At 43.3% G+C, this 11,697-nt stretch carries 11 protein-coding genes; 2 read left to right on the forward strand and 9 right to left on the reverse strand.

Features of this window, described 5'->3' with window-relative positions:
• Positions 1–13 precede the first annotated feature (13 nt).
• On the reverse strand, positions 14–1,393 hold the full coding sequence (locus H8S65_RS10260; protein ID WP_186929890.1) for a 3-keto-disaccharide hydrolase: 1,380 nt from the start codon (positions 1,391–1,393) through the stop codon (positions 14–16).
• A 354-nt stretch (positions 1,394–1,747) separates the two neighbouring features.
• Here H8S65_RS10260 and H8S65_RS10265 point away from each other — a divergent pair, with 354 nt between their 5' ends.
• A complete protein-coding gene (locus tag H8S65_RS10265; RefSeq protein WP_186929891.1) occupies positions 1,748–2,422 on the forward strand; it encodes an HAD family hydrolase in 675 nt (224 codons plus the stop codon).
• Positions 2,423–2,483: 61 nt separating this feature from the next.
• Here H8S65_RS10265 and H8S65_RS10270 read toward each other — a convergent pair whose 3' ends face one another.
• From H8S65_RS10270 to H8S65_RS10305, 8 genes are all read right to left on the reverse strand, one after another.
• Positions 2,484–2,954, reverse strand: a complete 471-nt coding sequence (locus tag H8S65_RS10270; RefSeq protein WP_186929892.1) for an outer membrane beta-barrel protein — start codon at positions 2,952–2,954, stop codon at positions 2,484–2,486.
• A gap of 64 nt (positions 2,955–3,018) precedes the next feature.
• Positions 3,019–4,659 (reverse strand): dipeptidase, encoded by a 1,641-nt coding sequence (locus H8S65_RS10275; protein WP_186929893.1) that lies wholly within the window; start codon positions 4,657–4,659, stop codon positions 3,019–3,021.
• An 11-nt stretch (positions 4,660–4,670) separates the two neighbouring features.
• Positions 4,671–6,080, reverse strand: a complete 1,410-nt coding sequence (nhaD, locus tag H8S65_RS10280; protein WP_186929894.1) for a sodium:proton antiporter NhaD — start codon at positions 6,078–6,080, stop codon at positions 4,671–4,673.
• A 157-nt stretch (positions 6,081–6,237) separates the two neighbouring features.
• Positions 6,238–7,074, reverse strand: coding sequence for a deoxyribonuclease IV (gene nfo / locus H8S65_RS10285; protein ID WP_186929895.1), 837 nt, complete (start codon positions 7,072–7,074; stop codon positions 6,238–6,240).
• A 21-nt stretch (positions 7,075–7,095) separates the two neighbouring features.
• Positions 7,096–7,569, reverse strand: a complete 474-nt coding sequence (locus H8S65_RS10290; RefSeq protein WP_186929896.1) for a PaaI family thioesterase — start codon at positions 7,567–7,569, stop codon at positions 7,096–7,098.
• 68 nt (positions 7,570–7,637) lie between these two features.
• Positions 7,638–8,114, reverse strand: coding sequence for a DUF456 domain-containing protein (locus tag H8S65_RS10295; protein WP_186929897.1), 477 nt, complete (start codon positions 8,112–8,114; stop codon positions 7,638–7,640).
• Positions 8,115–8,346: 232 nt separating this feature from the next.
• The gene (locus H8S65_RS10300; protein ID WP_186929898.1) at positions 8,347–8,694 is read right to left on the reverse strand and encodes a DUF3795 domain-containing protein; all 348 of its coding nucleotides are present in this window, start codon (positions 8,692–8,694) and stop codon (positions 8,347–8,349) included.
• Between the two features lie 101 nt (positions 8,695–8,795).
• The gene (locus H8S65_RS10305; protein ID WP_186929899.1) at positions 8,796–10,127 is read right to left on the reverse strand and encodes a PhoH family protein; all 1,332 of its coding nucleotides are present in this window, start codon (positions 10,125–10,127) and stop codon (positions 8,796–8,798) included.
• Positions 10,128–10,349: 222 nt separating this feature from the next.
• On the opposite strand from H8S65_RS10305, the gene H8S65_RS10310 reads away from it, so the two are divergent.
• Positions 10,350–11,558, forward strand: a complete 1,209-nt coding sequence (locus H8S65_RS10310; RefSeq protein ID WP_186929900.1) for a PD40 domain-containing protein — start codon at positions 10,350–10,352, stop codon at positions 11,556–11,558.
• Positions 11,559–11,697: the final 139 nt, after the last annotated feature.

The following is an 11,697-nucleotide window of genomic DNA, read 5'->3' on the forward strand; positions in this document are numbered from 1 at the left end:
ATTTTTTAGTTAACTATTTAAGTTCTCTAATCTTGATGTTCCGGAAGGAAACTTCGTCCCAGTGATCCTGCAACAGGATATGACCTTTATCAGCAGTACCGAAACCACCGAATTCATTATATTCTTTCTTAGCAAACTTGCTGCCCTTCACTAATTCAAGGAACGCATCCGAAGCCCAATCATACTCAACGGTCTTAAAGCCGTTCATCCAATGTTCGACATGTTTGTTAGGGAATACTTTGATAACGCCCTTGTTCCACTGTCCGACACCATTGAAGCGTTTGTTTTTCGCAGGGATGATATCGTACAAGCTGGAAACCGTACGGCTACCGGGATAAGTCGTGTACAGTTTGGCATCCGGATGAAGCTGGTCGTCCAGGACCTGGTATTCCGGACCGATCACAAAACCTTTATTCTTCTTGCTTTCCTGAATCAGATATTTCATACCGCTATTTGCGCCTTCCGTCAATTTAAACTCAAAGCTCAGTTCAAATGCGCCAAACTCATCGACAGTCAGGATATCACCCCCTCTTTTGCCTTCCGGACCGCCATTCTTCATAACAGTCAGTTCGCCATTTTCGATCTTCCATCCGTTTTCGGGGAATGTTTCTTTTCCGGCGCCACGCCATCCGTTAGAAGTCTTGCCATCAAACAGCAGTTTCCAACCGGCAGCTTTTTCTGTTTCTGTCAGCGTATTCGGAATGCAGTTTATTTCCGGTGCCAGTTGGCCCTGCATACGCTCGGCTTCCAGGTTTTCCGTCTTAATGCGGATATTACGCCACCAGATCTCCTTGCCTATATTCTCCTTTTTCCCGAAAATGCCATGCACCTGGAAAGCGATAAAACCTTCCGGTGTCATATCATCCACTACATTAGAAGTGTTCACGCCATTCAGCCAAATACGGATACTGTTACCGATAGCTTCAATCCGATACTTGTTCCAATCATCTTTCTTATAGGCGGCTCGTCCGGCTTCGTTATTCGTCAAAGGCGCCAACCAACCACGTCGCGCTTCATCATAAAGCCCGCCACTCCAAGCACGGTCGGACGGGTCAATCTCGCACTGATAGCCATGCACACGTCCATTGTTGTAATCCGGCTTACTTTCGCTTCGAAACTGCACCCCGGAATTCAAGTCTGGATGACATTTCACTTCAAACTCCAAAATAAAATCACCATACGTTTGTTCCGTCGCCATAAAGCTGTTCGGTTCTTTGTCCACGGTCTGGCCGACCATACATCCGTTCTCTACGCGATAAGGAGCCTTACCGTTCAACTGTTTGAAGCCGGTAAAATCCTTACCATTAAACAACTGCTGCCATCCGTCGTTAGGTTGGCAGGCACCACACAGCAAAGTCAGAGACAAAGCCGCTAATTTCAAATACGCTTTCATTTGCTTTTTCTGATACTATAATTAGTTAGACAATCAATTTTCTTTAGCCTACAAACATGTGTACGTGCACAAAGATATAAGTTTTTACACTTCCACAGCATTAAATCTCAAAAAAGTCAATTAAAATTATGCATTTTTCCATATAACAAAATGTCACTGCCTCCCCGTCTAAATAGGATTAGTAGTGCATGAATTTGGAATTACACTTAGGGATAATATTTTTTAACATTTCTTTCTGCAAGTAAAACCGCCTTTTCAGCGACCGAATGACAATGACAAAAAACAGACCGGTTAGGATTATAGCACGATTAAAAGTATATTTGCAGGCAAATTACTATAAATGAATTGATTTTTATGGAACAACAGTTTATGAAGACTGCCTTTTTTGACTTCGACGGTGTGGTTGTAGATACAGAACCTATTTACGATATTTACTGGAACGAAGCGGGAGAACGCTACCAGACAGGAATTCCCAATTTCGCATCCCATATCAAAGGAACGACATTACCTTATATATTGGATAAGTATTTTTCCGACCGGTCTGAAGAATTTAAAGAAATGGTAACCCGCGAATCAATGGATTTCGAACAGGAAATGCCATTTCCACCGGTTCCGGGTGCAATGGAGTTTATCCATCTTCTGAAAAGCAAGGGTGTAAAAGTAGGTTTGGTCACCAGTTCCGATGATGTCAAGCTAAAACGGGCTTTCCGTCTTCTGAAGCTCGACAACCTGTTCGATACGGTTGTGAGCGCCGACCGGATCACGAAAGGGAAGCCCGATCCGATGTGTTATTTGCTTGCCGCTTCCGATCTGCATGTATCACCTGCCGACTGTCTTGTATTTGAAGATTCTTTTGCCGGAATACAGTCCGGAACAAATGCAGGCATGCGGGTTATCGGGCTTAGCACGACCAATTCCGAAGAATCTTTAAAGGACAAGGTATATCAAGTCATACCCGATTTCCAAAACATTACGTTCGAAGACTACAAACAATGGCAGAACGGAAATAGAGAACATATTACACATTAAAAAATAAAAAGGGGATGTGTCACCACTCCCCTTTTATTCATCTGTATAAAGATTCGATTACTTAGAAATTATATCCGACACGGACAGCCAATGCTGCGGCATCCAAATCTTTTATGATATTATACTTAGCTTCCAATCCGACAGAAACCCGGTCTGTCGCATACACTTCACCGCCCAAACCGATGTTGGCTCCAAAACGAGTTGCATCCCAGGGACCTGCTTTCCAGAAAGAAAGACTTAAACCTGCCAACGGATAAAAGCCAAACATCTCACTCAATTTAAACACATAGTGAGCATTCATATCGATCGCCCATGCACTTACCCCATCATTCTTTACCAAATGAGTAATAGACGGAGTCAAACGAAACGCATCCGTTACACAATAACGATAATCGATGCCAATAGTAGCATTGCCGACATCATTAAAATTGTAACCTAAGTTGAAACCGAATGAGGATTGACCTTGCTGCGTCTGTGCATATGCACCTATACTGAACAGCGTCAGCATCAACATAACAATTAATTTTTTCATACTTTTCTTATTTAGTTCTACAATATCTACCGCCAAATATAGCATTTTTTCCTATAAAGGCATATTATTTTACTTTTAATTTATCACCTGCGCTCTTTACAATACTACGATAATAGTCTTCGTCATAGCCAGGGAAATCCGGATATTCGGATAATCCGTAACCATTCTGTTTGAATTGTCCGTTTTCCTCCTTCTTCACATTACCGTCCATATATTTGACTAACAGGTATTCTCCTAATTTTTTCCAACGGGCCGTTGCCTGGTCGGCAGTCGTGGTACTGAACCAAGTCAGAAACTTGACCGCTTCCGCCGGATTCTTGGCATACAACTCCATTGCCGCCTTATCGATAGCCGGAACTGTCTGTTGATAGCCATTCTCCAACTCCTGCTGGACAGGACGGATATCCTGAATCATATAGCTATATTTGCCATACGCCATATTAGCCACCCAGTTGTGAATCCAAAAAGCGGAAGTCCAGGAGAAATTCATCATATCACCGTTTCCGACGCGATAACATTCGGGAGAAGCTGTCACCGAACAATAGATCGGCGTAAAGACTGCCATATCCGCATCGTCCACCCCGAACCAAAGAATGCCACCGACAGCATCCGGCAACCAGTTACGCATCTGCGGAACAATCACAAAACCCGTTTGCTGCGTAGCAATCGCACGCTCGTTCGTATATTCCTGGCCGTCCACTTCGAAAGTCATCGGACGCCAACGGTACGGCACTTTGTAAGAACCCGCACCGGCATCTTTCGTCATATCCAGGTCCGTACCTTCAAAATGGTCGCGCATGCCGTTCTGCACATCCTGAACAGACAACAGGCGATCGGGTTTGACATACAAAGGCATCGGCTTCTTCGTCACATCGCCTTTGATCAGGTCCGTGTATCGATCCATCGATTTATCGTATTTGCGGAAGAAAGACCATACACGGGCTTCACAACCACGCAAGGAACCGAAATCATACGGACAATAGGCTTTCTGGAAACTGAAATCCTTGTCCTTCCCACTGAAATAACCTTTTTCACGGGCAAAAGAAACGACGTCCGGTGAATAGAGACAGTTCTCCTTATCATCAAACGGGATCTGCTGGATGCGGGATTGGTTGGCATGAGCCGAGATACAATCGTCAGGAATGCGGATAGCCACCCAGACAGCCCCTTTATTACCCGGACCTTTACCGATCATTTCCATCACCCAGGCTTCGTTCTTATCGGCAATAGAGAATGTTTCCCCACTGCTATAGTAGCCGTAATCCTTAACCAGGCCGGTCATGACCTGGATAGCCTCCCGTGCCGTCTTGGAACGTTGCAAAGCGACATAAATCAAGCTGCCGTAATCCATGATGCCGGTCGTGTCGACCAATTCGGAACGGCCTCCGAAAGTGCTTTCAGTAATCGCAACCTGATGTTCATTCATATTGCCGACCACAGAATAGGTCTGTTCAACCTGCGGGATCTGTCCCAACGGTTTATGGGTATCCCACTCGATGATATCCAGCATCGCCCCTTTCGGCCAGGTCGCTGCCGGCCAGCGATACAGTTCCCCATATAACGTATGCGAGTCCGCCGCATAGCTGATCATTACAGAGCCGTCGACCGAGGCTTTCTTTCCCACCAGCAGTCCTGTGCATGCAAGGGCTTCCATTCCGGAAAACATAACGGCACAGGCTGCCATCAAAATCCATGTTTTTCTCATATAAATAAAGTTTATGCAAATAATAACATATATACGCCGGCACCGCAGCAATAGCCGATCAATGCCAGAATTGAAAATCGTTTGGTATAATACATGAAATCGATCTTTTCCAATCCCATTACCGTTACGCCGGTTGCAGAACCGATAATCAGGATACTACCGCCCGTCACGGCACAGTAGGCAAGGAATGTCCAGAAACCTCCGTCCGATACGAAGAACTGGGCATAAGGAGCCAGATTGGCTGCATCCGGTACGATCGGATACATTCCCATTGTTGCCGCCACCAAAGCCACGTTGTCCACACAGGAAGACAAAACGCCGATCACGAAACTGATCAGATAAGGTTCATGTACATGCTTATCCAGAAAAGCGGACATCAAGCCCAACTGGCCGGAAGTTTCCAAAGCCCCTACCGACATCAGAATACCCAGGAAGAAAAAGATAGTCGCCAAGTCGATGTTCGGAAGCAACTGGGAGATACGCAACTTATTGGATTCGTGCATATGCAGTTTGCTATACATAATATCCGTATAAAACCACAGGATCACCAAGCCCAGCAAAACACCTAAGAAAGGCGGAAGGTTCGTCAACATCTGAAAGACCGGAACCAATGCCAGCGAAAGGACACCGATCACAAAAATCACCCGCCGCGAATGATTCGGAATCTCCGGGGTATATTCGTCCGCCATTTCCTCCTCGCTCATCACACGCAATGTTGCATCTTTCTTAAACAACCAGAAATTAGCAATCGTCAGAGGCACAAGCAAGTTTATCAATGCCGGGAAGAACACATGCGAAATCTGGTGCATAGCCGTGACATTTTTACCCACCCAGAGCAAAATGGTCGTCACATCACCGATCGGAGACCATGAACCACCCGCATTCGCCGCAATAATCACCATACAGGCATACTTCAAACGATCCGTCCGGTCCGGAACCAGTTTCCGCAACACGGCCATAATCACGATAGCAGCAGCTAAGTTATCCAATAAAGCAGAGAAGAAAAAAGCGGCAAAACTTATATACCACAATAATTTCCTTTTATTGGCAGTGCGGATATATCCGGTAACAGCCCGGAAACCACCATGCTTATCCACGATATCGACAATCAGCATGGAACACATGACAAAGAAAAGCGTTTCGGCTACATTCCCTAAATGATAAACAATCGAACGGTTTGTAATAAATGTAATAAACTGATCTTTCAGAGGAGCATTCGCCATTTCCGGATTTTGAGTCAAAAACTCCTGGAATAAAGGGCTGGAGCGTTCGACAAAAATGTCATAGGCGTCAAACATCAATATCATCCACAGTGATATTGCCATAAACAGAGCTATCGCAGCTTTATTTATCTTTATCTTATCTTCCAATGCGATTGCAAGAATCCCTAAGACAAAGATGACAGGCATTAAAATAAACATAATATAATGTATTTAATTTGTTATTTATTCGCAAAAGTAGAACTTTATCACTCCCAACTCTTGCACGTTTAGAAAATTCATTGTACATTTGGGCTTTCATAGTTAAGGTTTTGGTTAAATGGAAAGGAGTGACTTGTGAAAGCCGCTCCTTTCGCTTTTATATAGAATACAGATATTCAATCTCTTCCGCCCAAATAGACTCGTCCGGCGTTTCCAGAATTAAAGGAATGTTATCAAACCGGGGATCATCCATCAGCATCTTAAATGTAGTCAACCCCATCACTCCTTTCCCAATACTGTCATGGCGGTCCACACGGGTAGCCAGATCTTTCTTGGAATCATTTATATGCATGCCGCGCAAATAAGAAAAACCGATTACTTCGTCAAAGCGGCGGAACGTTTCCGTAAAACCTTCGACAGTCTTGATATCATAGCCTGCTGCCAACGTATGGGCAGTATCTATACAAACTCCGACACGGGATTTATCCTCTACCTTATTAATAATGTAAGCAAGTTGCTCGAAGGTATATCCTAAATTGGTTCCCTGACCGGCTGTATTTTCCAATACGGCACATACACCCGAAGTCTGGTCCAACGCCCAGTTGACCGAATCGGCTATACGCGTCAGACATTCCTCCACATCCATCTGGTTCAGATGGCTTCCGGGATGGAAATTCAAACGGTCCAGCCCCAGTTGTTCACAACGCTGCATCTCATCCAGGAAAGCATCCCGTGACTTCTGCAAACCTTCTGCTTCCGGATGTCCCAGATTGATCAGGTAACTGTCATGCGGAAGAATATGCTCTGCCGTATAACCGAATTCTTCACAACGTTCTTTGAAAAGGGAAATACTCTTTTTTGTCAACGGAGAAGATTTCCATTGACGCTGGTTACGGGTAAACAAGGCAAAAGCCTTCGCCCCGATCGCATTCGCATTCACCGGAGCATTCTCAACTCCACCTGATGCCGACACATGTGCTCCAATATACTTCATTTGTTATTTATGTTTTATTGTTCATTCACCTTCTGCTTTGCATCCCGCAAAATGAAATTTTTCCGTCGCCTGTTCTTGTGTGACTATAAAATAAACCAAGTCAGCACGCGTACATAACTCATCTTGTGAATTATAGATTTCCGTTTCGATAAAGATTGCATTTCGTTTACGGTCTTTGATACGTCCCCGGATTGTCAGCCTGGGTTCGCGGGTAGAAAGACTTTTCAGAAAGCGTGCATCCAAGCGTGAAGTCATTCCTGAAGTCTGTAACTTCCTAAGCACCACCCAACCGGCCAATTCGTCCATCAATGTTGTCAGGATTCCGCCATGCAACGTGTTCAACCAACCCTGATAATGAGCTTCCGGCTCCCAGTAAGCCACTACATCGTCGCCATCCTCATAAAACTCCATGTGAAGCCCCATCGGATTACTCGGAGCACAGCCAAAACACATATATCCATCTAACCCCTCCCAGGGATTAATAATCTTTTTCATATTCGATAATTATTTTCCACAGCCCTATTAATCTACAAAGATAACAAAAAATGGAGAAATAAAGTTTATTAAAATAGCGCCGCAACAAAGCAGTAGATAAAATAGCCGCAAACCGACACTTTCACCACCACACTGAACAGAAAGCCGATAAAAGCCCCTAACCCGGCTTTAAAAGCTTCGGCAGACTTCTTTCCCCCAAGCAACTCGCCGATTACGGCCCCTGCAAACGGACCGATCAACACACCCCAGGGTGGAAAGACGAAAAGACCGGCAATCGTCCCGATCATACATCCCCGATTCCCCCATTTACCGCCTCCACTGTATTTTGTGCCCAACATGGGCGTCACATAATCCATCACCTGGACAATAATGACCAGCAAAGCCCATAAAATCAAATGTGTAGTACTGAAATGGATTTTGTCCGTAAAGTGCAAAAGCAACAAGCCTACATAAGAAACAGGCGGACCGGGCAATACAGGCAAGAAACAACCTGCCAGCCCGGCCAGCAAACAAAGTATCCCTAAAATAATAAGAAGGATATCCATATAGTTATATTTTAGCTGTATGAGTATTCGTATGCAATAATACGAAAAAACACGAAAACAGTAAAATACAAATCCCAAGAAATTGGAACAAGCGGTCTATTTTCCTGTCATCTCGATCGTTTCCACATACCGATTCCCTTTCCGGTACACTTTTCCTTCTTTGGTATAAATATAATCGCCTTTATCTGTCCGTAATGTATAACGAATTGTTTTCCGAATCAATCTTTCAAGTTCATATAGTGTCCGAAGACAGAAGATTTTCTTTTGCACTGGGAGCATGCTGGAAAACGGCACCAACTATTTGACAGCTATTCAATTCTTTACAGTCGCCACAAGTATCAAATCCTTTTTTATTTACACATTTGCGGATTTCGCAATAATCGCTGCAATACGCAAATTTAGCACCATCTGCACGACACCCCATGCAATTTATGGTTGCTGCCGTAATCTCAGGCGCGTTGTTCATCACACTCCACTGCTGGGCTGTCTTTTCTCTTAATTCATTGTCATTTCCGACAGTGGCTATGCGAGCATCGCAACCTTCACAATCCAACCCGCAACATGCAATTAATTGTTTCATCGTCTGTTATATTCCTTTAACCATTCCAAAAACACCACTACAATAAAGGAGGTGTGACAAAATTCATAATATGTCACACCTCCTTTTCAATATTTCTTTTATCAGAGCAAATCGGAAGCTAATTCGGACAATTGGCTACGTTCGCCTTTGATCAGATTGATGTGGGCAAACAGTTCCTGCCCTTTCATTTTATCAACCATATAAGCGAGGCCATTGCTCTGTGCATCCAGATAAGGAGAGTCGATCTGCTGGATATCCCCGGTAAATACCATTTTCGTTCCTTCGCCTGCACGGGTGATAATCGTTTTAATTTCATGCGGAGTCAGGTTCTGAGCCTCATCGATGATACAGAACGTTTCCGAAAGGCTTCGACCGCGGATGAAGGCCAATGCTTCAATCACAAGTTGCCCGTTCTTTTGCAAATCATCTATCTTACGGGCATCCGAACCACCGGGTGCAAACTGCCCCTTAATCACATTCAGGTTATCAAACAAAGGCTGCATATAAGGAGCCACCTTCTGCTTCTCATCACCAGGCAGGAATCCTAAGTCCTTATTCGCCAAAGCGACGATAGGACGTGCCAGCAGAATCTGCTTATAAACATTCGCCTGCCTCAAAGCAGAAGCCAAAGCCAGCAAAGTTTTGCCGGTTCCGGCCTTTCCTGTCAGCCCGATAAGTTTCACATCCGGATCATTCAGCACTTCAAAAGCAAAACTCTGTTCCGCATTGCGAGGCTGAATACCATAATTACTGCCTTTGTCTACTTTCTTAAATTTATTGGTAAATGGATTATAACGAGCCAAGACAGAATTACGCACGCTCTTTAAGATAAAACATTCGTTCGGGTCCAGTTTCGACTTTATATCGAACAGATCGGCATCGATGCCGTCAGCCGAAGCATACATTTTATCAATCAGATCCGGATCTATATTTTCGTATGTATCTTGTGCACGTTCGAAAATATCTACATTAATAACCTTATCGGTTATATAATCTTCCACTTCGATACCCAATGAACGCGCCTTCATACGCAGGTTCACATCCTTCGTTACCAGAATAGTTTTTACTTTCCGGTCTTTTTCCGCCTCGGCAACCGACAACGTACATGACAAAATACGATGGTCCGCTGTCTTTTCCGGGAACGACTGGTAAATCTTTTCCTGATATTTGTCACCGGTCACCACATGCAAAGTACCTTTGCCCGGTCCAAGTGAGGCCCCTTTTAAAAAGAGATCGTTGCTGGTCAACGTATCCAACTCGCGTACAAACTCGCGGGCGTTGTAGTTAATCTGGTCGCTCCCCTTTTTAAACTTATCCAACTCTTCCAACACGACGATCGGAAGATAAATATCATTCTCCTGAAAGTTCTCAATACACTTGTAATCGTGCAATATGACATTCGTGTCAAGCACAAAATTCTTCTTTGCTCCCATGATCTTTCGATTTAATGATTATGCCTCTAAGATAGAAATATTTCCGAGATATTATCCTTCTACAGTCAAGAATATATCAAATAGACCAATTAATTCAACTTTTTTACAAAAGCGAACGATGAAAAGAGCTTTTATATATACAAATAAATTAATCATGAGACATGCAACTTTCAGGAAACCTCAATCATCATATATTATATAAATACATAAAAACATTCATTTATGAAAACAACACAAGGACTTTGTTTTTTACTTCTTTCGGCTATGATCGGATGCAATGATATAGATTACGAGCATTCCGCAATGGATTCTTTCAGTGCTTATCCGATTATAGGAGATCAATCTATCCGGATAGACTTGAGCAAAACCCCTAAATTTGTATGCGGAACAGTTGACGGGCTACCAACTGAATACTACGCTCCGGATCAATGTGAACTTTATGTCTCCGACAGTCCGGACGGACCTTTTGAGAAAATCTATACAGCCGTCCAATTGAACAACGACGGCGATACCTATACACTCAAGGCTATAAACGGTAAGCCGTATTACATTTATACCTTGTCCCATAAAAAAGGATTCCCTGCAATCCAAACTCCGACAATCATGGTTGTACCCAATCCTCAACCGGTACAACATACCATAACTTCAGTGGCACAACAAGATTATACCTATGGGCAGCATATCTCATATAATCCTGTTAAAGACAAAATCGTTTACTACAATCCCAATTACGAAGATTCCTCTTCAATTTTGTTAACCGATCTCAACGGATCATCTACGGAACAGATTGTAACGAACGGAACTAACCCAAGCTGGGACAGGACAGGAGAGAAAATATTCTTCAAGAACAAAGAAGGGCTGCTTCACCTATACGATTGCAAAACAAAAGAGATAATACCTTTTCCAACAGACAATCCTTTAAAATGTGGCAAAGAGGTACTCATATCCCCGAATAATGACCGGCTTCTATATCAGGATGCCTCATTAAAGAACATACATATATTCAACCTCTTATCTAAGGAAGATACGGTTATCCTGAATCTTAATAAGAATTATGCTCCCTCAAGCTTTTGTTGGATAAACGAGAATGAATACCTTTTTAGTGGAGGACAACAAGGAGGACAACAACACGATAATATCAATAAAGCTTCCATATCAGGCAAAAGCATCATATCGACTATGACTTCCGGTTGGAACGATTACGCACCTTCACTATCTCCGGATAAACAGAAACTTGCTTTTATTTCAGACCGATCAGGGAGTCTTCAAGTATGGATTTACGACTATGTTTCTCAATCCTACAGGCAAATAACCGGATACCAGAAAAAGGTCTTCACGTATCCCATTACAATACAAAGCAACATCGAATGGATAGACAACACGACTATATGCTTTATATTTGACAGTCAAATCATCCGGATAAACCTATAATTTATGTATTTTTGCGGATGGAAGTTACGAAAAGAGTGTAATTTATTGGAAATGAGCGTAGGTTAATTGCTCTTGATAGTAATAGGTTACGATTTAGTTAGTTATCTACTGCATTATCCTTCTGCGCGTTGCGTAACCT

Origin of the sequence: Parabacteroides hominis (assembly GCF_014287585.1) — a bacterium.
Taxonomy (GTDB): Bacteria; Bacteroidota; Bacteroidia; order Bacteroidales; family Tannerellaceae; genus Parabacteroides; species Parabacteroides hominis.

Bases quoted from the DNA above. Each gene is read 5' to 3' on its own strand.
- H8S65_RS10265 (WP_186929891.1), top strand. From the start codon at position 1,748: ATGGAACAACAGTTTATGAAGACTGCCTTTTTTGACTTCGACGGTGTG.
- H8S65_RS10295 (WP_186929897.1), bottom strand. From the start codon at position 8,114: ATGGATATCCTTCTTATTATTTTAGGGATACTTTGTTTGCTGGCCGGG.
- H8S65_RS10310 (WP_186929900.1), top strand. From the start codon at position 10,350: ATGAAAACAACACAAGGACTTTGTTTTTTACTTCTTTCGGCTATGATC.
- nfo (WP_186929895.1), bottom strand. From the start codon at position 7,074: ATGAAGTATATTGGAGCACATGTGTCGGCATCAGGTGGAGTTGAGAAT.
- H8S65_RS10290 (WP_186929896.1), bottom strand. From the start codon at position 7,569: ATGAAAAAGATTATTAATCCCTGGGAGGGGTTAGATGGATATATGTGT.
- H8S65_RS10275 (WP_186929893.1), bottom strand. From the start codon at position 4,659: ATGAGAAAAACATGGATTTTGATGGCAGCCTGTGCCGTTATGTTTTCC.
- H8S65_RS10270 (WP_186929892.1), bottom strand. From the start codon at position 2,954: ATGAAAAAATTAATTGTTATGTTGATGCTGACGCTGTTCAGTATAGGT.
- nhaD (WP_186929894.1), bottom strand. From the start codon at position 6,080: ATGTTTATTTTAATGCCTGTCATCTTTGTCTTAGGGATTCTTGCAATC.
- H8S65_RS10305 (WP_186929899.1), bottom strand. From the start codon at position 10,127: ATGGGAGCAAAGAAGAATTTTGTGCTTGACACGAATGTCATATTGCAC.
- H8S65_RS10260 (WP_186929890.1), bottom strand. From the start codon at position 1,393: ATGAAAGCGTATTTGAAATTAGCGGCTTTGTCTCTGACTTTGCTGTGT.
- H8S65_RS10300 (WP_186929898.1), bottom strand. From the start codon at position 8,694: ATGAAACAATTAATTGCATGTTGCGGGTTGGATTGTGAAGGTTGCGAT.